Annotated in this window: 29 protein-coding genes and 1 pseudogene; 26 read left to right on the top strand and 4 right to left on the bottom strand. The window is 55.8% G+C overall.

The features are described from left to right. The first annotated feature begins 35 nt into the window (after positions 1-35). The 6 genes from ACJO3T_RS04500 (at position 36) to bluB (ending at position 5,943) form a co-directional block, all read left to right on the top strand. Entirely contained in the window at positions 36-977 is a 942-nt protein-coding gene (locus ACJO3T_RS04500) for a FecCD family ABC transporter permease (RefSeq protein ID WP_406966179.1), read from the top strand. After that, positions 977-1,747 carry an ABC transporter ATP-binding protein gene (locus ACJO3T_RS04495; RefSeq protein WP_406965852.1) on the top strand — a complete coding sequence of 257 codons (771 nt, stop codon included), beginning with the start codon at positions 977-979 and terminating at the stop codon, positions 1,745-1,747. The genes ACJO3T_RS04500 and ACJO3T_RS04495 overlap by 1 nt, the downstream gene beginning before the upstream one ends. Positions 1,748-1,849: 102 nt before the next feature. Continuing rightward, positions 1,850-3,145 carry a cobyrinic acid a,c-diamide synthase CobB gene (locus ACJO3T_RS04490; RefSeq protein WP_406977930.1) on the top strand — a complete coding sequence of 432 codons (1,296 nt, stop codon included), beginning with the start codon at positions 1,850-1,852 and terminating at the stop codon, positions 3,143-3,145. Next, positions 3,138-3,749: a cob(I)yrinic acid a,c-diamide adenosyltransferase gene (gene cobO / locus ACJO3T_RS04485; protein ID WP_406965854.1), complete on the top strand. Its 612-nt coding sequence runs from the start codon at positions 3,138-3,140 to the stop codon at positions 3,747-3,749. Before ACJO3T_RS04490 ends, cobO begins: the two co-directional genes overlap by 8 nt. Beyond that, complete coding sequence (locus ACJO3T_RS04480; RefSeq protein WP_406977910.1) at positions 3,746-5,218, top strand: cobyric acid synthase; 1,473 nt, start codon at positions 3,746-3,748, stop codon at positions 5,216-5,218. Before cobO ends, ACJO3T_RS04480 begins: the two co-directional genes overlap by 4 nt. A 2-nt stretch (positions 5,219-5,220) precedes the next feature. Beyond that, positions 5,221-5,943 (top strand): 5,6-dimethylbenzimidazole synthase, encoded by a 723-nt coding sequence (gene bluB, locus ACJO3T_RS04475; RefSeq protein ID WP_406977909.1) that lies wholly within the window; start codon positions 5,221-5,223, stop codon positions 5,941-5,943. On the opposite strand, the gene ACJO3T_RS04470 is transcribed toward bluB, so the two are convergent. After that, entirely contained in the window at positions 5,897-6,904 is a 1,008-nt protein-coding gene (locus tag ACJO3T_RS04470) for an integron integrase (protein WP_406977908.1), read from the bottom strand. The genes bluB and ACJO3T_RS04470 overlap by 47 nt on opposite strands. Before the next feature lie 292 nt (positions 6,905-7,196). Between ACJO3T_RS04470 and ACJO3T_RS04465 the strand changes: the two genes are divergently transcribed. The 15 genes and pseudogenes from ACJO3T_RS04465 (at position 7,197) to ACJO3T_RS04395 (ending at position 14,907) form a co-directional block, all read left to right on the top strand. After that, complete coding sequence (locus ACJO3T_RS04465) at positions 7,197-7,658, top strand: hypothetical protein (protein WP_406977907.1); 462 nt, start codon at positions 7,197-7,199, stop codon at positions 7,656-7,658. Between the two features lie 118 nt (positions 7,659-7,776). After that, complete coding sequence (locus tag ACJO3T_RS04460; RefSeq protein ID WP_406977906.1) at positions 7,777-8,259, top strand: hypothetical protein; 483 nt, start codon at positions 7,777-7,779, stop codon at positions 8,257-8,259. 120 nt (positions 8,260-8,379) lie between these two features. After that, positions 8,380-8,676 (top strand): hypothetical protein, encoded by a 297-nt coding sequence (locus ACJO3T_RS04455; protein WP_406977905.1) that lies wholly within the window; start codon positions 8,380-8,382, stop codon positions 8,674-8,676. A 98-nt stretch (positions 8,677-8,774) separates the two neighbouring features. Then, on the top strand, positions 8,775-9,059 hold the full coding sequence (locus ACJO3T_RS04450; RefSeq protein ID WP_406977904.1) for a hypothetical protein: 285 nt from the start codon (positions 8,775-8,777) through the stop codon (positions 9,057-9,059). Between the two features lie 451 nt (positions 9,060-9,510). Further along, the gene (locus tag ACJO3T_RS04445; RefSeq protein WP_406977903.1) at positions 9,511-10,131 is read left to right on the top strand and encodes a hypothetical protein; all 621 of its coding nucleotides are present in this window, start codon (positions 9,511-9,513) and stop codon (positions 10,129-10,131) included. A gap of 102 nt (positions 10,132-10,233) precedes the next feature. Beyond that, on the top strand, positions 10,234-10,530 hold the full coding sequence (locus ACJO3T_RS04440) for a hypothetical protein (RefSeq protein WP_406977902.1): 297 nt from the start codon (positions 10,234-10,236) through the stop codon (positions 10,528-10,530). A 126-nt stretch (positions 10,531-10,656) separates the two neighbouring features. After that, a pseudogene (locus ACJO3T_RS04435) lies at positions 10,657-10,959 on the top strand (zinc-ribbon domain containing protein); the annotation flags it as partial. A gap of 21 nt (positions 10,960-10,980) precedes the next feature. Further along, positions 10,981-11,118, top strand: a complete 138-nt coding sequence (locus ACJO3T_RS04430) for a hypothetical protein (RefSeq protein WP_236074974.1) — start codon at positions 10,981-10,983, stop codon at positions 11,116-11,118. A 445-nt stretch (positions 11,119-11,563) separates the two neighbouring features. Then, positions 11,564-12,031, top strand: coding sequence for a hypothetical protein (locus ACJO3T_RS04425; RefSeq protein ID WP_406977901.1), 468 nt, complete (start codon positions 11,564-11,566; stop codon positions 12,029-12,031). A gap of 155 nt (positions 12,032-12,186) precedes the next feature. Beyond that, positions 12,187-12,444 (top strand): type II toxin-antitoxin system Phd/YefM family antitoxin, encoded by a 258-nt coding sequence (locus ACJO3T_RS04420; protein ID WP_022990189.1) that lies wholly within the window; start codon positions 12,187-12,189, stop codon positions 12,442-12,444. After that, entirely contained in the window at positions 12,432-12,734 is a 303-nt protein-coding gene (locus ACJO3T_RS04415; protein ID WP_406977900.1) for a type II toxin-antitoxin system RelE/ParE family toxin, read from the top strand. Before ACJO3T_RS04420 ends, ACJO3T_RS04415 begins: the two co-directional genes overlap by 13 nt. An 88-nt stretch (positions 12,735-12,822) precedes the next feature. Then, positions 12,823-13,182 (top strand): Rid family hydrolase, encoded by a 360-nt coding sequence (locus ACJO3T_RS04410; protein WP_406977899.1) that lies wholly within the window; start codon positions 12,823-12,825, stop codon positions 13,180-13,182. 83 nt (positions 13,183-13,265) lie between these two features. Further along, entirely contained in the window at positions 13,266-13,655 is a 390-nt protein-coding gene (locus ACJO3T_RS04405; protein ID WP_406977898.1) for a hypothetical protein, read from the top strand. Between the two features lie 375 nt (positions 13,656-14,030). Further along, entirely contained in the window at positions 14,031-14,507 is a 477-nt protein-coding gene (locus ACJO3T_RS19660) for a hypothetical protein (protein WP_504925143.1), read from the top strand. A gap of 88 nt (positions 14,508-14,595) precedes the next feature. Then, positions 14,596-14,907, top strand: a complete 312-nt coding sequence (locus tag ACJO3T_RS04395; RefSeq protein ID WP_406977897.1) for a DUF6980 family protein — start codon at positions 14,596-14,598, stop codon at positions 14,905-14,907. A gap of 80 nt (positions 14,908-14,987) precedes the next feature. Here ACJO3T_RS04395 and ACJO3T_RS04390 read toward each other — a convergent pair whose 3' ends face one another. Both ACJO3T_RS04390 and ACJO3T_RS04385 read right to left on the bottom strand, forming a co-directional pair. Then, positions 14,988-15,260 carry a BrnA antitoxin family protein gene (locus ACJO3T_RS04390; protein WP_406977896.1) on the bottom strand — a complete coding sequence of 91 codons (273 nt, stop codon included), beginning with the start codon at positions 15,258-15,260 and terminating at the stop codon, positions 14,988-14,990. Continuing rightward, positions 15,235-15,546, bottom strand: a complete 312-nt coding sequence (locus tag ACJO3T_RS04385; RefSeq protein ID WP_406977895.1) for a BrnT family toxin — start codon at positions 15,544-15,546, stop codon at positions 15,235-15,237. Before ACJO3T_RS04385 ends, ACJO3T_RS04390 begins: the two co-directional genes overlap by 26 nt. 141 nt (positions 15,547-15,687) lie before the next feature. Here ACJO3T_RS04385 and ACJO3T_RS04380 point away from each other — a divergent pair, with 141 nt between their 5' ends. Continuing rightward, positions 15,688-16,269, top strand: coding sequence for a tetratricopeptide repeat protein (locus ACJO3T_RS04380; protein ID WP_406977894.1), 582 nt, complete (start codon positions 15,688-15,690; stop codon positions 16,267-16,269). Between the two features lie 62 nt (positions 16,270-16,331). On the opposite strand, the gene ACJO3T_RS04375 is transcribed toward ACJO3T_RS04380, so the two are convergent. Beyond that, positions 16,332-17,540, bottom strand: a complete 1,209-nt coding sequence (locus ACJO3T_RS04375) for an MFS transporter (protein ID WP_406965868.1) — start codon at positions 17,538-17,540, stop codon at positions 16,332-16,334. Positions 17,541-17,682: 142 nt separating this feature from the next. On the opposite strand from ACJO3T_RS04375, the gene ACJO3T_RS04370 reads away from it, so the two are divergent. From ACJO3T_RS04370 to ACJO3T_RS04355, 4 genes are all read left to right on the top strand, one after another. Then, on the top strand, positions 17,683-18,267 hold the full coding sequence (locus ACJO3T_RS04370; protein WP_406966186.1) for a TetR/AcrR family transcriptional regulator: 585 nt from the start codon (positions 17,683-17,685) through the stop codon (positions 18,265-18,267). A gap of 15 nt (positions 18,268-18,282) precedes the next feature. Then, positions 18,283-18,396, top strand: a complete 114-nt coding sequence (locus ACJO3T_RS04365) for a type II toxin-antitoxin system RelE/ParE family toxin (RefSeq protein ID WP_406965869.1) — start codon at positions 18,283-18,285, stop codon at positions 18,394-18,396. 268 nt (positions 18,397-18,664) lie between these two features. Continuing rightward, positions 18,665-19,078: a nucleoside diphosphate kinase regulator gene (gene rnk / locus ACJO3T_RS04360; protein ID WP_406966188.1), complete on the top strand. Its 414-nt coding sequence runs from the start codon at positions 18,665-18,667 to the stop codon at positions 19,076-19,078. After that, complete coding sequence (locus tag ACJO3T_RS04355) at positions 19,020-19,337, top strand: dihydrofolate reductase family protein (RefSeq protein ID WP_406965871.1); 318 nt, start codon at positions 19,020-19,022, stop codon at positions 19,335-19,337. Before rnk ends, ACJO3T_RS04355 begins: the two co-directional genes overlap by 59 nt. Positions 19,338-19,343 lie beyond the last annotated feature (6 nt).

The raw sequence follows: 19,343 nt of genomic DNA, 5'->3' as shown, positions 1-19,343 counted from the left end.
TGCCGCTCGCCCGTCCCCATCTGCTGCCGTTACTGATGCTGGCCTGTGCCGGGCTGTTGGCCATGGTGCTGTCCGTCGGCACGGGCAGTGTCAGCCTGTCGCCGGGTGAGGTGATGTCGGCGGTGATGGGTGATGGCGAGCCCCTGCACCATACCCTGGTGCTGGAACTGCGACTGCCCCGCACCCTGGCCGCCTTTGCCACCGGCGGTTTGCTGGCGGTGGCGGGGGCGCTTATGCAGGTGCTGTTGCGTAACCCGCTGGCCGATCCCTATGTGCTGGGCCTGTCCGGAGGAGCCTCGGTGGGCGCATTACTGGCCATGCTGGCGGGGCTCGCCAGTGTGATCATCACAGCGTCGGCCTTCGGCGGTGCGCTATTGGCCACCTTGCTGGTCTTCGGTCTGGCCCATGGCACCGGAAGCTGGACGCCGTCACGGCTACTGCTCACCGGCGTGGTGGTGGCCGCCGGCTGGGGAGCGGTGATCACCCTGATGCTGGCCATCGCCCCCGCCCAGCGGCTGCCGGGCATGCTCTACTGGCTGATGGGGGACGTCTCCTACGCCCGCAGCCCCTGGCCAGCGCTGGTCCTTTTACTGTTGACCTGCCTGCTGGTACTGCCGGTCGGGCGTAGCCTGAATGTGCTGGCCCGTGGCCCTTTGCAGGCGGCGGCCCTGGGGGTGAATGTACGCCCGCTGGAGTGGATGATCTATCTCAGCGCCAGCCTGCTGACGGCGACGGCGGTGACCACGGCAGGCAGCATCGGCTTCGTCGGGCTGGTGGTGCCCCATATGCTGCGTTTGCTGCTGGGCAACGATCAGCGCCTGATCCTGCCCGCCTGTGCCCTGGCCGGCGGTACCCTGCTGGTGCTGGCGGATACCCTGGCGCGGGTGGTGATCGCCCCGGAACAGTTGCCGGTGGGTGTCATCACGGCATTGTTGGGCGTGCCCACCTTCCTGTATCTGTTGTACCGGAGCCGCTGATGAATCCGCTGCAGACGCGACAACTGGTCATTGACATTCCCGACCGGGCATCGGGCCAGCCGCTGGACTTTGCCCTGGAAAGCGGACAGGTGTGGGGCGTACTCGGCCCCAATGGCGCGGGTAAGACCACGCTGCTTCATACCCTGGCCGGACTTCGTCCGCCACGTAGTGGTGAGGTATGGCTGGGTGAGCGTTCACTGACCCGGATTCGCCGCCGGGATGTCTCCCAGCAACTGGGGCTGGTGTTCCAGGAACGGCAGGATGGCTTCCCCGCCACGGTGCTGGAAACCGCGTTGATTGGCCGCCATCCGTGGCTGTCCCCCTGGCAGATGGAGGGAGGCGAGGACCTGGCCCTGGCGCAGCAGGCCCTGGAAGCGCTCGACGTGGCTCACCTGTCAGACCGGCTGGTGAATACCCTGTCCGGTGGCGAGCGCCAGCGGGTGTCCATTGCTACCATGCTGACCCAGAACCCGGATATCTGGCTGCTGGACGAGCCCACCAACCATCTGGACCTGCACCACCAGGTGGCGGTGCTGCGGCTGCTGGAAGAGCAGGCAAAATCCGGCAAGGCAGTCTTCATGTGCCTGCATGACCTGAACCTGGCGGCCCGCTGGTGTGATCACCTGTTGTTGCTGTTCCCCAATGGCGATGCCTGTTGGGGGGCGGCGGATCTGATGCTGGTGCCGCCGGTGCTGGAGCGTCTGTACAACCAGAAACTGATAACGGTGGAGGCGGATGGGGCGCCGGTGTTTGTGCCGACGCGGTCATAGCCCATTTGTATGATCACGGTGAGTGGGGACCCTCTTGCCGTAGACTCCCAAGCTGAACAAAAAGGGAAGATACACTTGCTAAAGACAACCACCCCTGCCGCAATGATCACCGCCCCAGGCTCCGGCCAGGGCAAATCCATGGTCACCGCCGCCCTGGCGCGCCTGCACCGCAATGCCGGTCGCAAGGTGCGCGTGTTCAAGCACGGCCCGGACTACCTGGACCCCATGGTGCTGGAAGTGGCCTCCGGGCAACCGGTCTATCAGCTCCATCCCTGGATGACCGGTGAGGACGAGTGCCGCTGGCGTCTTGCGGAGGCTGCGCAGGAGGCGGACCTGATCCTGGTGGAAGGCTCCATGGGGCTGTTCGATGGCGACCCGTCCAGTGCCGATCTCGCCAAGCTGATGGGCATTCCCGCACTGCCCGTGATCGACGCCCGGGGCATGGCCCAGACCTTCGGGGCCGTGGCGCTGGGGCTGGCGAGCTTCGACCCGGAGTTGCCGGTGCATCAGGTGATCGCCAATCGTATTGGCAGCCCCCGTCATGGGGATATGCTGCGCGAGAGCCTGCCGAAGGGCATCGAACTGCTGGGCGCGATTCCCCGTAACGACGCCATGAACATTCCCGACCGTCACCTGGGGCTGGTGCAGGCGGCCGAGGTAGCGGACCTTGATGCCCGTCTGGATGCCGCTGCCGACGTCCTGCAAGAAGCGGGGCTGGATCAGTTGCCGCGACCAGTCCAGCTCAGTGCGGAGCCACCGCATCCCCCGAAACGCCTCCTTGAGGGAACCTGCATCGCCATTGCCCGGGATGCCGCCTTTGCTTTTATCTACCGCGCCAACCTGGACCTGTTGGAGGCCATGGGCGCTGACCTGGTGTTTTTCTCGCCGCTGGCGGACAGCCGCCTGCCCCAGGCGGATGCGCTCTGGCTGCCCGGGGGCTATCCTGAACTGCATGGGGCCACCCTGGCCGACAACACCGGCCTGTTGGCGGATATCCGGGCCCATCATGCCGCAGGTAAACCGATCCTGGCGGAGTGCGGCGGGCTGATGGCCTGCTGTGAACACCTGGTGGACCGGGACGGCAACCGCCATCCGATGCTGGGACTGATGCCCGTGCGGGCGGAGATGGCCGACCGTCTGCAGGCGCTGGGGTTGCAGGGCCTGGCCACCGTTGATGGTGAGTTGCGGGGCCATACCTATCACCATTCCCGGCTGACGACCGACTGGCAACCCCTGGCCCGCACCCGCAAGGTGGCCGGCACCGAGGCGGAACCGGTGTTCAGCCACCATGGCCTGGTGGCCAGTTATTTCCACGGGTATTTCCCGTCAGCCCCGGCCGTGGTGGCACGGATCTTCCGGGGCGAACCGATTCAACCGAAGGAGACCAACCATGGCTGAACGTGCCAAAGACCCGGAGCGCCATGCCCGCCGTATGGCGGCCAAGCAGAAGATCATGAACGAACGCATTGCCCGGGCCCAGAAGGAGCAGGGCGTGCTGCTGGTGCTGACCGGCGCCGGCAAGGGCAAGAGCAGCTCCGGGTTCGGCATGGTGGCCCGGGCCCTGGGCCATGGCATGAAGGTGGGGGTTGTGCAGTTTATAAAGGGGGCCTTCAGCACCGGCGAGGATGCCTTCTTCCGCAAGCTGCCCAATGTGGATTACCACGTGATGGGCGAGGGCTATACCTGGGACACCCAGAACCGGGAGCGGGACATCGCCGCCGCGTCTGCTGCCTGGGACATCGCCGCCCGCATGCTGAAGGACGACAGCTACGACCTGGTACTGCTGGACGAGCTGAACATCGCCCTGAAGTACGGTTACATCGACCTGGACCGGGTACTGGATGACCTCCAGGCCCGACCGGAGATGCAACATGCCATCGTCACCGGTCGCCATGCGCCACAGGAGTTGATCGAACTGGCGGATACGGTCACCGAGATGAAGGTGGTCAAGCACGCCTTCAAGGATCTTGGGGTCAAGGCACAGAAGGGCGTGGAACTTTGACCACCCTGATGATCCAGGGTACTACCTCGGATGCGGGTAAAACGACCGTCGTTGCGGCCCTGTGCCGGTCGCTTTCGCGGCAGGGGGTGTCGGTGGCACCGTTCAAGCCCCAGAACATGGCCCTGAACAGTGCGGTGACCGTGGATGGCGGTGAAATCGGGCGTTCAACGGCCTTGCAGGCCCTGGCCTGCGGGCTGGAACCCCACAGTGATATGAACCCGGTGTTGCTGAAACCCCAGAGTGACCGGGGGGCGCAGGTGATCCTGCGGGGGCAGGTCCACGGCAATATGGACGCGCTGGACTACCACGCCTACAAGGCGGAGGCGAAGCAGTCGGTGATGGCCGCCTGGCAGGCGCTCTCCAGTCGTTACGATGTCATTATTGCCGAAGGCGCCGGCAGCCCGGCTGAGATCAACCTGAGGGCCAATGATATCGCCAACATGGGATTCGCCGAAGCCGCGGACTGCCCGGTGCTGCTGGTGGGGGATATCGACCGGGGCGGGGTGTTCGCCCAACTGGTGGGTACACTGGAACTGATCTCCCCCAGTGAACGGGCACGCACCCGTGGCTTTATCATCAACCGGTTTCGCGGTGACAAGGCCCTGCTGGACCCCGGGCTGGACTGGCTGAACGAACGTACCGGCAAGCCGGTAGTGGGGGTGTTGCCCTATCTGCACGGACTGGTGGTGGATGCCGAAGACAGTGTCGGCACCAGCGGTGACAGCGAAGAAGGCGCCCTGAAAGTGGTGGTGCCGTTACTGCCGCGCATCAGCAACCACAACGACTTCGACCCCCTGCGACTGCACCCGAAAGTGGACCTGCAGTTCATCGCGCCGGATCAGGCGATACCGCCAGCGGACCTGATTATCCTGCCCGGCAGCAAGAGCACCCGGTCGGATCTGGCGTGGCTGAAGTCCCAGGGCTGGCCCACGGTTATCCAGCGTCACCTGCGATACGGTGGCAAGGTATTCGGCATTTGCGGCGGCTTTCAGATGCTGGGAGACGCGGTTGAAGACCCGGATGGCCTGGAGGGTGATACCGGCACCACGGCGGGTCTCGGATTACTGGATATGACCACCCGGATGGTGGCCGGCAAACAGCTCCGGCAGGTGAGCGGCCAGTTCACCGAACAGGCCGTGGGCGTGGCCCAACCGGTGACGTTCACCGGCTACGAAATGCATAACGGCGTGACCCGTGGTGGCGCACTGGCGTCACCCACGGCCACCCTGGACGGTCGCCCCGACGGCGCCGTCAGCGGCGACAACCAGGTGATGGGCACCTACGTGCACGGCATCTTCGATGAACCGGCCGCCTGCGATGCCATCCTCCGCTGGGCCGGTCTGGCGACTGGCGGCCAGTCGGCGGACTACCAGCAACACCGCCTGCAACAACTCGACCGCCTGGCCGATCAGGTGGAAGAACACCTGGACACCGCCTGGCTGAAAACACTGCTGGGCCTGCAAGGATAACCATGACTAACCCCAATCGCCCCTTCTCCGATGAAGAACGCCAGGGCCTGTACCGGGCCATCCACGAGCGCCGGGACGTACGGTCCCAGTTCCTGCCGGACCCGATTCCCAACGACATCCTGGCAAGACTGCTCAACGCCGCCCACCATGCCCCGTCGGTGGGCTTCATGCAGCCCTGGGATTTTATCCTGATCGACAGCGTGCCGGTGCGGGAGCAGGTGGTGGCCATCTTTGAGCAGGAGAACGAGAAGGCCGCCAATAACTACACCGGTGACCGACAGCAGACCTACCGCAGCCTGAAACTGCAGGGCATCCTCGAAAGCCCCATCAACCTGTGCATCACCTGTGACCGAAGCCGGGGCGGCGAACACGTGCTGGGTCGTAACTCCATTGTGGAAACCGACCTGTTCAGCACCTGCCTGGCGGTACAGAACCTGTGGCTGGCCGCCCGGGCCGAAGGCATCGGCGTCGGCTGGGTCAGCATCCTGGAACCGCAGCAACTGGCGAAAACCCTGAACCTGCCGGAACACGTCTACCCCCTGGCTTACCTCTGCCTGGGTTACGTCAGCGAATTCCTGGACCAGCCGGAACTGCAGAAAAAGGGCTGGCGTTCACGGTTGCCCCTGGAGGAACTGGTGCATGGGAATGGGTGGGGGCAGGCCCCGGACAATCCCTCACTCAAGACGTTGCTGGAGGCCCGGCGACCAGATCCAGGGGACTACTGATTCCCCTTTGATGGGTGCCCACTACATGGGTGTAGATCTGGGTGGTGCTGATATCGTTGTGACCCAACAATTCCTGAATACTGCGAATGTCCGTGCCCCGCTTTAACAGATTGGTCGCGAAACTGTGACGGAAGGTATGGCAACTGGCCTTCTTGCGAATGCCCGCGGCTTTTATGGCGTCGTTGACGGACCGGCGGACCTGTTGTTCGCCAATATGGTGGCGTCGCCGAACGCCTGATCGGGGGTCAATAGATAGTCGCTGGGCAGGGAAAACATACTGCCAGGCCGGGCTGCGTGCTCCACCCGGATACTTTTCAGCCAGTGCATTCGGCATGTAAACCTCGCCGAAACCATCGGTCAGGTCTTGCTGGTGAAGTGTGAGAGCATATTCCACCTGCGTTCTGAGACTGTCACAAAGCGATGTTGGCAGAATGGTTCTGCGCCACTTATCGCCCTTGGTTTCCCGGATAAACAGGCACGGCTCCGAGAAATCCACATCCTGCACCCTGAGCCTGGCGGCCTCCATAACTCGTAGACCGGAGCCATACATCAGGCTGGCTACCAGCTTGTGAGTACCACGCATGTGCGAGAGCACCGCCATCGCCTCATCATGGCTGAAGACCGTCGGCAACCTGCGTCCACGTTGGGTATTGGTGAATTGCAGGTTGCCCAGTTCCTTTCCCAGAAACTGGTGATACATGAAGACCACAGCGTTCAGCGCTGTTTTCTGCGTGTTCACGGCCACGTTGCGATTATTGGCAAGATGACTCAGCCAGACGTTGACCTCATCCGACCCCATGGACTCCGGGTGGCGCTTATTATGAAACAGGATAAACTCCCGCACCCAGTTGCAGTAGGTCTTCTCGGTACGGTAAGCCAGGTGCCGGGCGCGAATAAACGCCCGAAAGCGATCCATAAAACGAGTAGGAACGGCTGGCAGAGGAACTGGAATGTCGTCCATGGCGATAGGCCCTTTGCGATACTGTATATATACAGTATCAGAGGGACGAAGAGTCTCGTCAACAGAAAAACGGTCATGACGACCATGAACTGGATGATATCTGAAATATCTCCTAATAATGTCTATTAATCATGGTGTTACGATTTTGTCTAAAATTGGGGATAGTAGTCGCAATGATCATTTTTCCAGAAAGGGTGAAACCGGAAACGGCAGGAAGTAATTGACCAGAAGCGGTTTTTTGCATAGTTTCGGAGAAACTGCAACTGAGATATGAGTCGCTGGAAAAATGGTCGTGGCGACTACGATACAAATGTTAGCGCCACAGGAGGAACCCCTGAAGCAAGCCGAAATTATTGTAGCGATCATTGGCTTTTTGCTTGCGTTCGGCGCATCTCAGGCCTCTGGGTTCCTCGTCAATCTGGACATGCCAGAGGCGCGCCGGTTCCCCTTTATCGCGCCTTGGGTCAACGTCCTGATCGCCGCTTTGAACGTTATGCCAGGCATCGTAATAGGCTGGTTTGCGATCAGAAACCCTTTCCTAATCGCGGCCTCGGTTGGCTTCTTAGTCGGCGCGCTAGACACAGCCTTGCTCTGGAGCGGCGTTGCCGAAATGCAACAAGATCAGGTCAACGGGACCAACGGAATGCCTGGCCCGGGCGGAATCGACTACCTCGCTTCAGGAGTCGCCCAATCAATATACTTAAGTGCGTTTGCCGCTGTCGGGGTGGTGTTTCGGCATCGCGTAAAGCGCTAACAATGTGGTCAACGGGACGCCAACTACGCTGCGCTCCGTTGGCGCCCATTACCACTGGCGTTAAGTTTGAATTATGTATCGAGCAATTTTCCTTTCATTATTAATATCTAGTGTGGTTATGGCTGAAAATGTTGAAGTGATAGATGTAGAGACCGGAGATGTTTCTACAGTACCTTCTGATCAAATTGGACCAGGAATGGTACGAGTAAGCTACGAAGGAAAGGAATATTGGGCCAATAGCGCCCAGCTTCAACAGGGCGAATATCAGCATGAGCCTTTCCAAGGGGAAATGAAGGCGCGCATAGAATCTATCATGTCCAACTTATCGGAAGTGTATCCTCTTAGTTATGAGGAATGGGAGGATGGATTCAGGAGAGATAAAAACCCTTTAAATGAAATAATAATATGGGAACACATAATATCTGTGTACCAACACTTTGCTAATAAAGCTTCAAGCTCGGCTAGAAAGAAGGAAATTTACTCGGTAGTAGTTACCTGTTCATATAGCGAACCTGGTCAAGTTCTAAACCAAGTTTCACTTAATGAGATCACAGAAGAGCAGGCAAAGGAGATTGTACGTGCTTACTACCAAAAAACTTAACAAACCGCTGCACACCGACACATACTGCTACGCTCGTTTTTGTGTGTCGCTGCGCGCCACTTTACACAAAAACGCTCTCCGCAGTATGTGCGGGTGAGCGGGACGTTATGCAGGTCGTGCATGAATAGAGTTTTAAGCATCTCGTTATTGGTTCAACTGCTCTTGGTCGCGGGGTTTTTAGGACTCGCATGGCAAGCGGATCAACTAATGGATAAGTCTGGCGTCGGGGACGTAGAAGCCTGGAATCGCTTTAATAACTTCGCAGGCATTGCCTTCTATGGTGTCGCATTTGTATGGCTGGCCACGATTATTCTGTCGCTCGCTGGCCGAGCATTTGGAACACCACAGGCACAGCTAGCCGTTGGGATGCCGCCACTGGCTCTGGTTCTGGGCTGGCTTCTGTCTTGGGTGATCTAGCAATGCATAACAATCGCAGGCACAGCGACGGCTTTTCCATTGCGGCTGCGCCTCCATTACAAAGCCGCGCATGCTGCGGGCGTTAACTGTATAAGCCTATGAGCATAGACATTCACAAACTCATCGATGGTCGGCCGAAGGATCGCCTGCTGTCTATCAGTGACTCAGAATACGCCGAGATATTCCCTGCAATCGAGTTGTACCGGGAAAAAACCGGATTATTCATTGATCAGTACAGTGACCTTAAATTGAACTCTGGGGTAAAGCCTCTCATCGAGTCTCTTGAGGCGAAAGACAACGGTCGCAGTATCTACGGGCTGCTGATTAGTGCCCTAAGGAAATCGGAGGCCGATGGCTATGGCATCATTTTCGTCGGCGACTAAACAGTTAACAAGGCCAGGCACGGCGACGTCTACTACATTGCGGCTTCGCCTCCATTCCGTAGCCGCGCATGCTGGCTGGCGTTAAAGGCCTGGCTGTCGTGTTCTTGGGTGTGGTGTTTGTGGCCGGTTTCGGTGTTTGGCCTCGGCAGGAACACACCCCATGCTCTGCCATTGGCGCTGGCTGGTAATTCAGTGCAAAGGTCGCGGGGCCATCCGGTTTAACCTCGGACAAAACCCGCCCATTCGGTGCTTTGTTTCCTGGCGCTATGGGTCAAGTTACTGCAAGGTATCGGGAGTAGGCATTCGGTATTGAGTGCCAATACAAAACAACGGGTAATCGGCCCTTAACCAGGCGGTCAACCGGACACCATATCCCTTGCGGGCTATGGTTCCCTGCGCTTCGCTCCGGTGCCGGTTACCGCTAGCGTTATGAGTACTATGGTGTACCAAAATGAATGAACAATACTTATGGCCCCTTGCTGGGGTTTTCCTCGGATGGTTACTAACGGTCGTAAGTGCAGCTTACCGGCATCGTGGTAATAAGGAGCAACTAATAGGTTCGCTTATTACAAAGCTAATCAGAGTTGAACATCAGATTCAGTTAGTTGTTAGTGCGTGTGAAGGCATGAAAGATTTTTCTGACAGCTGGGAAGCCTATGAATCGTCGCGACAAGATATATTGCAGCGGTATTTTATGTCCCCACAGTCGGTTTCTGCTGATCTGAAGTCAGCAATTGATAAGGTCGCTCCTTTTTACCCAGTTCTAGCAATTGAACTTGAAGAACTATATGAACTTTTGATTAAGAATAAGCAGAATACACTTCGCGAGAGTTCAAAAAATCAGGAAGCGTACATAAGAATGCTATCGATTTATGAGGTGACTCTCGATGTGAGCCAAGAGAAACTCCAGAAGTATATTCGTAAATTATCGCTAAAACATAATATTCTGACTTACCTGCAAGTGAGGCGTATATACAGAAGGAAAGAAAGAAGCAGAGCAACGACATCGAAATCAGCAGAAAAACTGATGTCAGAGATTGGCAAGGAACTTAAAGGCAGTCATAACAAATAGTTGCAGTACGTTCCGGCCCTTAAGGGCCTCCACCGGACAGCCTTGTCGCCGCTTCGCTCTGCCAAGGCTGCCGCTGAACAACGGCGTTAAGTTGAAGGAGAAATGGTGATTTTATCCACGGAAGAAAAAGCCATCGTCGCGCGGCTCCTGACGGAAAAGGGTGGCTTCAGGCCCGCTATCACTTCTTTTCTTCCATACCTGCTGCCTGTTTTGGTTCTTGCCCTATACGGTATTGTTCAGCAGGAATATTTCGCATGTGCGTTGGCCTTCTTTGCCTTGTTCACCATCGTGGTGTGGTACATACATCATACTGAGACCTACTCTGGTCAACTGCGCTCAGCGCTCCAAAAATACGAAAGTGAGGTTCAAGCATTGGGCGTCGACCGTGAACCAACTTAACAAAGCCATTAAGTCTGTTCCGGGCCGATGGCCCTCCACGGGACGCCCTTGTCAGGGCGCCCCTTATGGCCGGCGTTAGCCGCTGGGCAGTAAGCCACAGGAGGTGGTCCCATAAAAAACGTATACGTGAATCATCCGAGGTATGGAAATCAACCTATTCCTTCACGGTATTCGTTTACTGACTCTGAAATAGAAGCGGGGCACTGGCGGTATTCAAGTTTGAAGTATTTTGCTCAGACAGCTATCCCTGCAAATATTAGCAAGCAGAGGTTCGCGGTCTATTCTCGGTCGATATACGTCGATATCGAAGAGACATGCGAGGTTTGTGGTCGCAGGTTCCTGTTTTTTGCGCTTGAACAAAGGTGGTGGTTCGAAGAACTTCAATTTTGGGTTGACGCTCACTGTACCCGGTGTATTGATTGTCGACGTGCAGAAAGGGAGGTTCGGGTGATGCAAAAGAGGTATCAGGTGCTCGTTGAGCAAGATGAATTAACCGAGCACGAGTCAAAGGAATTGAAAGCGATTGCGCTTGAACTGTATCAACAGGGGTATATTCGGGATGTCGCCAAGATCGACCGTATCGGCTAACCATTGCAGGCACGGCGACGCCCATTACATTGCGCCTTCGGCTCCATTCCATGGGCGCGCATGCTGCAGGCGTTAAAGGCCTGGCTGTCGTGTTCTTGGGTATGGTGTTTGTGGCCGGCTCCGGTGTTTGGCCTCGGCAGAAACACACCCCTTGGTCTGCCATCGGCATCGGCTGGTAATTCGGTGCAAAGGTCGCGGGGCAATCCAGTATAGTCTCGGACAAAATCCGTCCATTCGGTGCTCTGGTTCCTGGCGCCATGGGTCGAGTTGTTGCAAGGTATCGGGAGTAGGCATTCGGTATAGAGTGCCAATACAAAACCACGGGTAAACGGCCCTTAACCAGGCGGTCAACCGGACACCATATCCCTTGCGGGCTATGGTTCCCTGCGCTTCGCTCCGGTGCCGGTTACCGCTAGCGTTATAAGGCCAAGGAAGTCCGATAGTTTTGTCTATTATCTCAGCTCTCAAAGTGTTCATGGTGACTTCCGTACTATCGCCGGGATTGTGTGCATTCTTTTTCACTCTTGCTCTGTCCATTGGTGATTTCTTGGACGGAAGCTCAGCAGGAATCGACCTGACGCAAGTATTTGAGCTTTTTGGAAAGGTTGTTCTGGTAGCGTACCTTTCCCTGTCTATTCCGCCACTTTTGTTTTTGCTCGTAATTTATGCGGGAACATACAGTTTTCTTTGTGCTTGGTTGCAAGGTTTAAAGTTGCCGATTAATCCCGCCTTTCGGTATGTGGTCAACGCAGCGGCGTCTGTGATCGTGGGCTATTCGATCTACAGTCTAGGTTTTTTCTGGTTGGGCGAAGAGCTTGGTAGTCCATCGTGGTGGCTTTTTTCCGTTACGGTACCGGTTTGTCTCTTGATGGGCTTAATTGCATCTGTTTTGGTAAGGCCTTATAACCAGTAGTTGCAGTTCGTTCCGGGCCTGGCGGCCCTCCACCGGACAGCCTTGTCGCCGCTTCGCTCTGCCAAGGCTGCCGCTGAACAACGGCGTTAGCTGTGATTGCCTCACCCGCATAGTGATACTATAGTATCACTATCAATTTGGATCAGGGTGAGCCCATGAAAGTTGAACTTGTTACAAACCTTAAACGCCAAGCCACAAAAATCTTGGCAGACCTGCATCTGTCCAAAGAGCCGGTACTGATCACGGAACATGGCCAGCCATCGGCTTATCTTGTTGATGTACAGGATTACGAGTTCATGCAGCGCCGACTTGAGCTGCTTGAGGGGCTCTCACGGGGAGAGCGTGCTGTACTTGAGGGAAGAACGTACAGCCAAAGTGAGGCCAGGGAGAAAATGAGTAAATGGCTGAAGTAATCTGGACGGAGCCTGCCCTTCAAGAACTGGATGCCATCGCTGAGTACATTGCTCTGGATAATCCTGTTGCCGCAAGTCATCTGGTCCAAGAAGTTTTCGATAGGACCGAGCGCTTGGAAGACTTTCCCCAATCCGGACGGATTCCTCCAGAACTCCCTAATTCGGTATACAGGGAGGTAGTGGTTCCACCGTGTCGCATTTTTTATCGTGAGGATAAGAAGCGGGTTCTTGTCCTCTATGTCATGCGAGAGGAGCGCCAGCTTCGTGCGTACATGCTTGGGAGCAGCTAACCAGGCGCGTCACTCGGATGCCCTCGTCTCCGCTTCGCTACGTCAAGGTCACCGGTGCGCTTAGCATTAACAGTCAATGGGTAGTAGCATGATCGATCGGATAGCCGGAATATATAAAGGCAGAAATAAGTCTTCAGCGTACAAAGACCTTGTGTTTTCCGTGGCTACTTCACCGGATACAAGCGTAGGCACCAAAGAGCAAACACGGAAAACTCTCGAAGTAATTTCTGAGAACTTGAAAGAGCTTGGCTCAAGTAAAGAAAACATACTTTCAGCTCAGGTATTCATCGCGAAAATGAATGAAAAGTCGCAAATGGATGAAGCATGGTGTTCATGGATTGGTCCAGATCAGGCTAACTGGCCGCAAAGAGCGTGCTTGGGCGTAGAATTGGAAGGTGATGTTCTGGTAGAGGTCACCGTGGTGGCGGTGAGATCCCCAACCTGTTAACAAGCCCAGGCAGGGCGACGGGTTTTCCGTTGCGCCTTCGGCTCCACTACAAACCCGCGCCTGCTGGTTGCGTTAGGTGGAATATGAAATTCCCTCGCCTCAAGGGGATAGAAGCGAGACAAGAAGGCAATGTGCCGGAGCTTCTCACGGTCAACTATGACCTGTGGACGCTACGCCTCACTCTTGCGTTCCGGTCCAATGAGATAGTCTATGTTGATTTTGAAGTGGTGGAAGGCTTTCGCGTACTCGATGAAGGTCAATTGCTGGAGTTCTGGTGCGACGATTCCAAGGATCACTGGGTATTCGAGGTCTTGGATAATGGTTGGCTAGCCACTGAAGCCGCTCGCGAAACAGCGCCGTTCATCGCGGAAAACGGTCAGCTAAAAGAGTATCTGGTGGCAGGGATCAATGACTGTGTCAGCATCCTGGATTACGAGTACCCCCGGGTCACCTTCAAGTCTGGGGGCACCTAATTGCTGTTAGGAAATCATATGAGAACGGGATCAGTCATGGCCGTCTTATTGGGAATTGGAACGACTCTGGCACTTTTCGTTGCGGCCTATCAGGCATACGAGTTCTCTATAAATGTCTATGCGGTGCACCCGTTCGAGCCACTGCCAAGCAGTACTCAAACAGTAGTTAGGTATCCAAACCTTCGATGGGATCCGCTTGTTTGGGCCTGCCTCGCTACAGCTGTTGCATTCTTCTTATTCCGGCTATGTCGGTCGGAGATCGCTAAAACTGGTCAACGGGGCGAGCATGGTGATTCCTAACCAGGTGGTCAACGGGACGCCAACTGCGCTGCGCTCCGTTGGCGCCCATTACCACTGGCGTTATGAGGCATGAGAGTGCAAACCTACGAACTTGAGAAAAGCATTTGGTCTGAAAAAGACTTCTCCATAATGGGATGGCACGATTCCAAAATATGGGGATTCTTGGCTGATACAGAGAAATTCGAGTTTATGGTAGATCTCGATTACATATTCCAGTGGGTCCATCCAATAGAAGGTGAGACGTATTTCAAGTTCTGGGTTGCACCCGTCACGATGGTTTTTGAAAATGCTTACGACGTCTTACTCGATATTGAATCCAGGCAAGGTGAACTAGAGGTCGCTGACCTGCACATGGAGAATGAAAGAAAAACGAAGAATGGCCGCTTCAACGAGTACGATTTCCGTTTTGAGTGCCAGGAAGGTGACTTCAAAATAAGTGCTACTGGCTTCAAAATGTATGTACGTAAGGCGCCGATTCTACAAAGCGGGCAAACTTTGGATTACAAGCTGCGTGGAGGCATAGGTTTTGGTCGAGAGTGTAGTTGCTCATAACAAGGCCAGGCACAGCGACGGCTTTTCCGTTGCGGCTTCGCCTCCACTACAAAGCCGCGCGTGCTGGCGGCGTTAAAGGTATCGAGCCATGAGACATTGTTGTTCCGCGATGACCAAGGCTCTGGAACATAACTGTGCAGAGCATGAGAATAGATTCGAATGCCCGGACGCGCTCTTCTCTTACAATGAAAAGTTTGATGAGTACGGCCTCATCATTCATGACGGCGGTACAGCAGTATCGTCCATAAGCTACTGTCCCTATTGTGGTCAAAAACTACCCGAGTCCAAGCGTGATCTCTGGTTCGACACACTTGAGAGCATGGGGTACGACGATCCTGGGGAGCAGGAGATCCCATCAGAATTTCAGTCTGGGACCTGGTACCGTGGCAAAAACCTTTAACAAGTACAGTCACGGCGACGGCTACTACATTGCGGCTTCGCCTCCATTTCGCAGCCGCGCGTGCTGTTGGCGTTAGCACCTCAAGCCCGACGACTGTCGTTCACGTCATCTGCAAGCCAAGCCTTGATCAGAGACTGATAGGGCATATCCCGCTTGTTAGCTTCAATTTTGATCCGATCAAGCAGAGTTTCAGGCAAGCGGAGTGAGATAGTTTTAGTTGAGGGCTTCAACTTCGGGAATGAGGCCGGTTTTGCCTGACTCCAGTCCAGGTAATCGGCGGAGTCGTGGGTCTCCCAGAACGCTCGCTCTTCTGCCTCGTTTTTGAATTCAGGCATCTTTTTTAGCTTGCTCATAAACAGCCCTCTCTTTGCGGTGCATGTCGCGAGCGGAAATCACTCGGATCAGCGTGCCGTGCTGCCTTAGCGTGAACGTGATGTGGAGCAGCCTCTCGTCATCAGTTTCACCAAGGGCATGAAAACGGGCCTCAGTCTGGCTGTGTTTGGAGTCCTCCAGCACCAGAAGCGGCTCATTAAAGAAAATTTCTTCCGCTTCGGACTGGCTGACGCCATGCTTCTCCGCGTTTTTGCGTGAGTTGCCTTCGTCCCAGTCAAAGCCAGTAACTTGTGCCCAATTGATCATGAAAGTATATTATCAGCATATACGCAGGCGTCAACAAGTGCTAACCAATGCCAGTCACGGCGACGGTTACTGCATTGCGGCTGTGCCTCCATTCCGCAACCGCGCGTGCTGAGCGGCGTTAGTAGCACCAAGAGTTGGGCAATGGAAATAGAAGGCGAATTAAGGCAAGCAGAACTGATTTTGGGTGCACTTGGGTGGTGCTCTGATGAGCATCATTACGACATGCTGTTAGTTATGGCCAGGGAAATCCTTAAGCCCTATTGGGCAAAATCCCACCCCAGGGCGCTTTGGCTCAAATCGGGTATGCCGAATCTTGGTGAAGATACTCCGCCTCTTGGCGACGCTGAGTTTGACCAGAAATATGACGAAATTATACGTCTAGCAGCGGAAGGCGGCTGCCCTGAAGCCCAATACAGGCACGGCTGTAAACTTTATGAATTGGGTGAACAAAGCAAAGCGGCTGAGTTCTACTTGAAGGCAGCCCAAGAAGATTTTGCGCCAGCCCAATGGTGCTATGGATTGGACGTCCTGAATGGTAATGGCGTCGATCAAAACGAAGAAATTGGTCTCAGCTATATCCGTATGGCAGCTGAGCAGCGCTATGAATACGCAGTAGAGTTTATGATCGATGCCTATCAAAACGGTAGGTATGGCGGCAGCAATGATGAATCGGAACTACAGAAATGGCAGCGCATTCTGCCTTTCTGCGAGTATCGCTACTAACAATTCACAGCACCGGACGCTGCACTTCCCCCGGTGTAGTGGGCACGCCAGCCCCACCACTATTACATGGAATAAGACATTGCGATCGAGTGTTTTCGCATACGGTGATACCCCCATAGTCCCATGAGCAACACTGTTCCCCCTGCGACCAGGGCAACACTAAAACCAGCACGCGCCCCATCCATATCCACGACCTGGCCTGAGACTGCCGCCCCCATCGCGACTCCGACATTCAACCCCGCAAGCAGCCAGGTCATACCCTCGGTCAGCTTGTTTTCCGGCACCATGCGCTCAACCAGTGACATTGCCACAATCATGGTAGGGGCAAAGAACAGACCCGCGACAAACACCGCCCCGGCCAAGCCAGCAATATTGCCCGCAAGCAACAGTGGCAGTGTCGTTGTTGCGGTTGCCAAGCCCCCGAGCAGCAGCAACTGGTGCTGCGGGGTTTTTAGTTTGAGCGCACCGAACAGCAGGCCAGCCAGGCAGGAGCCGATAGCATACGCCGACAACACGAAGCTGGCCGCTGCGGGGCTTCCCATCTGCTCGGCAAACGCAACGCTGACGATATCTACCGTCCCGACAATGACCCCCATCGCGATCATCAGCACCGTCAACAGTCGTACATCTGTCAACCGGATAACCGAGCCGGTGTTGTCCACCGCAGCGTCGTGCTGCTCTAACGGTGGCTCAGTACCACGTAACGCGACAAAGACCTGTACACCAACCGCCAGCAGCATCGCCGCCACCAGCGGGCCGGCCTGGGGAAACAGTGCCACAGATAGCCCCACCGACAGCGGTGGGCCCGCGATGAAAGTCACTTCATCGAGCACCGTTTCCAGAGAGTGGGCAGTCTGCAGGCGGGGCTTGCCCCGGTAGATGGCAGTCCAGCGGGCGCGCACCATCGCCGACATGCTCGGCATAAAGCCCGCCAGTGCCGCACCTGTAAATAGCGTCCAATCGGGCATCTGCCAATACGAGCAGGCAAGCAACAGCAAAATACCTGCCACACTGATCCCGGCAGCAGCCGGCAATACCCGGCTTTGGCCGTGCCGATCGACCAGGCGCGAGACTTGCGGCGACATCAGCGCATAGGTCAGTACGAAGGTAGCGGCCACGGCACCGGCCAGGCCGTAGCTGCCGCGTAGCTGTGACAGCATGGTAATGATGCCGATGCCAGTCATCGGCAGCGGGATACGCGCCACCAGGCCAGCCACAGAAAAGCCTTTGGTGCCATGGGCGTCGAACAGCTCGCGATATGGATTGGGCATACCAACTCTCCTTTTCTAAAGGGCTCAACTTGCTAAAGCAGAGTTGGGCGGGAATAATACATACAGCGCGTATGATTAGAGTATAATCATACGCGCTGTATGTAAATGGTCCGCCGACGTATTTATGAAGAAGGAGAAGGCGATGGTTCGACGTACCCGAGCCGAGATGGAAAAAACCCGTGCCAAGCTGCTGGCTACTGCGCGCCAGGTCTTCAGTGAGCAGGGCTACGCCGATACCTCGATGGACGACCTCACCGCACAGGCCGGCCTAACTCGCGGCGCGCTTTATCATCACTTCGGTGATAAGAAAGGATTGTTGATGGCGGTGGTCGCACAGATTGACGCTGAAATGGACGCACGGCTACAGGCCATTTCAGATGGTGCCGACGATGCTTGGGAAGGTTTCAGGAACCGCTGCCAGGCCTACCTGGAGATGGCACAGGAACCCGAGATCCAGCGCATAGTGCTGCGTGATGCCAGGGCGGTCTTAGGTAACCCTTCCCTTAACGAGCAACGGTATTGCGTAACCTCTATGCAAACATTGCTAGAGCAGCTCATGCAGCTTGGCATTGTGGAGCAATCCGATCCCGAAGCGTTGGCCCTAATGATCTACGGCAGCTTGGCTGAAGCAGCATTCTGGATTGCTGAGTGTGAACGCAGCAAAGAACGGCTGAGGCAGGCGTTAGGGGCCATGGAGCTACTGTTAAAAGGGATACGCGCCATATGATATGGACTGCTCCTATTGAAGGCTAAAGACAAAGGGTGGTGGTCGATTCGGGGTAACGGAAACTGGTGCATGACGTTCGAATTTCAGGACGGCAACGACTACATTCTTGATGATGAGGATTATCATTAATGACTATGCATAATCCGCCACATCCTGGTGAATTCATTCGGGATGTGTACCTGGAGCCTTTCGGTATCAGTTCCCGTCAGCTTGCTTCCAGTCCGGGGGCTCTCCTTCCACTTTGTCTCGGCTTCTCAAAGGGGATAGCGGTATTAGCCCGGAAATGTCTCTTCGGCTATCCAGGGTTCTCGGATGGGCCCGCGCTCCGGCACGCTGCAAAGCCAGGGCGTTGGGCAGAACCCAAATCAAACAACTCTATGTAGGGAAGATAGTGAATATGAATGCCAGACCAAATATTGTCATCTCATCGCGTGATGCAGAGAGGCTTGAGGCGTTATTGGACTCTGTGTCAGACGGCGCATTTCCTGGTAAAGCGGAATTGGAGAACGAACTCGCGCGGGCGGAAATAGTGGATCCGAAGGAGATCCCATCCACCGTTGTATCCATGAATTCAACGGTAAGGTTTCGGGTAGAGTCGTCACAGGAGGAGTTCAACCTGACGTTGGTGTATCCAAAGGATATGGACTCTAGCGGTAATACGATTTCAATTCTTGCTCCCGTGGGGAGCGCTTTACTAGGGCTTTCGCAGGGAGATCAAATCGAATGGCCAAAGCCTGGCGGAGGGCTCTTGAGTGTCCGTATCGAGGAGGTTGTGTACCAGCCAGAACGGGCAGGGGAGTACCATCGGTAATGACGGACCGGAGTCTGCCTTAACGCTGGATCGAGAATCCGCGGGCAGTCGTGATGTTCGTATTGCGGGTGGAGCCGGTGTGATCCAGCAGTACCTGAATCTCGGCTTCGTTGATGAGCTGGAAATTGCTTTGGCGCCCGTATTGTTTGGCAGTGGGCGTCGTCTCTTCGAGAACTTAACCGAGCCCCCGCCGCAGTTTCGCATTGATAAGGTTCTTGATGGTCCGGATGCCACGCATTTGCGCTATGTGCCTCAGTGAGGCGGG

Origin of the sequence: Marinobacter shunpengi, from assembly GCF_045449715.1 — a bacterium.
Taxonomy (GTDB): Bacteria; Pseudomonadota; Gammaproteobacteria; order Pseudomonadales; family Oleiphilaceae; genus Marinobacter.
Note: the sequence above shows the minus strand (reverse complement) of the source record. Positions and strands in the feature narration are given on the sequence as shown.

Bases quoted from the DNA above. Each gene is read 5' to 3' on its own strand.
- ACJO3T_RS04500 (WP_406966179.1), top strand. From the start codon at position 36: ATGCTGGCCTGTGCCGGGCTGTTGGCCATGGTGCTGTCCGTCGGCACG.
- ACJO3T_RS04495 (WP_406965852.1), top strand. From the start codon at position 977: ATGAATCCGCTGCAGACGCGACAACTGGTCATTGACATTCCCGACCGG.
- ACJO3T_RS04490 (WP_406977930.1), top strand. From the start codon at position 1,850: ATGATCACCGCCCCAGGCTCCGGCCAGGGCAAATCCATGGTCACCGCC.
- cobO (WP_406965854.1), top strand. From the start codon at position 3,138: ATGGCTGAACGTGCCAAAGACCCGGAGCGCCATGCCCGCCGTATGGCG.
- bluB (WP_406977909.1), top strand. From the start codon at position 5,221: ATGACTAACCCCAATCGCCCCTTCTCCGATGAAGAACGCCAGGGCCTG.
- ACJO3T_RS04470 (WP_406977908.1), bottom strand. From the start codon at position 6,904: ATGGACGACATTCCAGTTCCTCTGCCAGCCGTTCCTACTCGTTTTATG.
- ACJO3T_RS04460 (WP_406977906.1), top strand. From the start codon at position 7,777: ATGGCTGAAAATGTTGAAGTGATAGATGTAGAGACCGGAGATGTTTCT.
- ACJO3T_RS04455 (WP_406977905.1), top strand. From the start codon at position 8,380: ATGAATAGAGTTTTAAGCATCTCGTTATTGGTTCAACTGCTCTTGGTC.
- ACJO3T_RS04450 (WP_406977904.1), top strand. From the start codon at position 8,775: ATGAGCATAGACATTCACAAACTCATCGATGGTCGGCCGAAGGATCGC.
- ACJO3T_RS04445 (WP_406977903.1), top strand. From the start codon at position 9,511: ATGAATGAACAATACTTATGGCCCCTTGCTGGGGTTTTCCTCGGATGG.
- ACJO3T_RS04440 (WP_406977902.1), top strand. From the start codon at position 10,234: ATGGTGATTTTATCCACGGAAGAAAAAGCCATCGTCGCGCGGCTCCTG.
- ACJO3T_RS04430 (WP_236074974.1), top strand. From the start codon at position 10,981: ATGCAAAAGAGGTATCAGGTGCTCGTTGAGCAAGATGAATTAACCGAG.
- ACJO3T_RS04420 (WP_022990189.1), top strand. From the start codon at position 12,187: ATGAAAGTTGAACTTGTTACAAACCTTAAACGCCAAGCCACAAAAATC.
- ACJO3T_RS04415 (WP_406977900.1), top strand. From the start codon at position 12,432: ATGGCTGAAGTAATCTGGACGGAGCCTGCCCTTCAAGAACTGGATGCC.
- ACJO3T_RS04410 (WP_406977899.1), top strand. From the start codon at position 12,823: ATGATCGATCGGATAGCCGGAATATATAAAGGCAGAAATAAGTCTTCA.
- ACJO3T_RS04405 (WP_406977898.1), top strand. From the start codon at position 13,266: ATGAAATTCCCTCGCCTCAAGGGGATAGAAGCGAGACAAGAAGGCAAT.
- ACJO3T_RS04395 (WP_406977897.1), top strand. From the start codon at position 14,596: ATGAGACATTGTTGTTCCGCGATGACCAAGGCTCTGGAACATAACTGT.
- ACJO3T_RS04390 (WP_406977896.1), bottom strand. From the start codon at position 15,260: ATGAGCAAGCTAAAAAAGATGCCTGAATTCAAAAACGAGGCAGAAGAG.
- ACJO3T_RS04385 (WP_406977895.1), bottom strand. From the start codon at position 15,546: ATGATCAATTGGGCACAAGTTACTGGCTTTGACTGGGACGAAGGCAAC.
- ACJO3T_RS04380 (WP_406977894.1), top strand. From the start codon at position 15,688: ATGGAAATAGAAGGCGAATTAAGGCAAGCAGAACTGATTTTGGGTGCA.
- ACJO3T_RS04375 (WP_406965868.1), bottom strand. From the start codon at position 17,540: ATGCCCAATCCATATCGCGAGCTGTTCGACGCCCATGGCACCAAAGGC.
- ACJO3T_RS04370 (WP_406966186.1), top strand. From the start codon at position 17,683: ATGGTTCGACGTACCCGAGCCGAGATGGAAAAAACCCGTGCCAAGCTG.
- rnk (WP_406966188.1), top strand. From the start codon at position 18,665: ATGAATGCCAGACCAAATATTGTCATCTCATCGCGTGATGCAGAGAGG.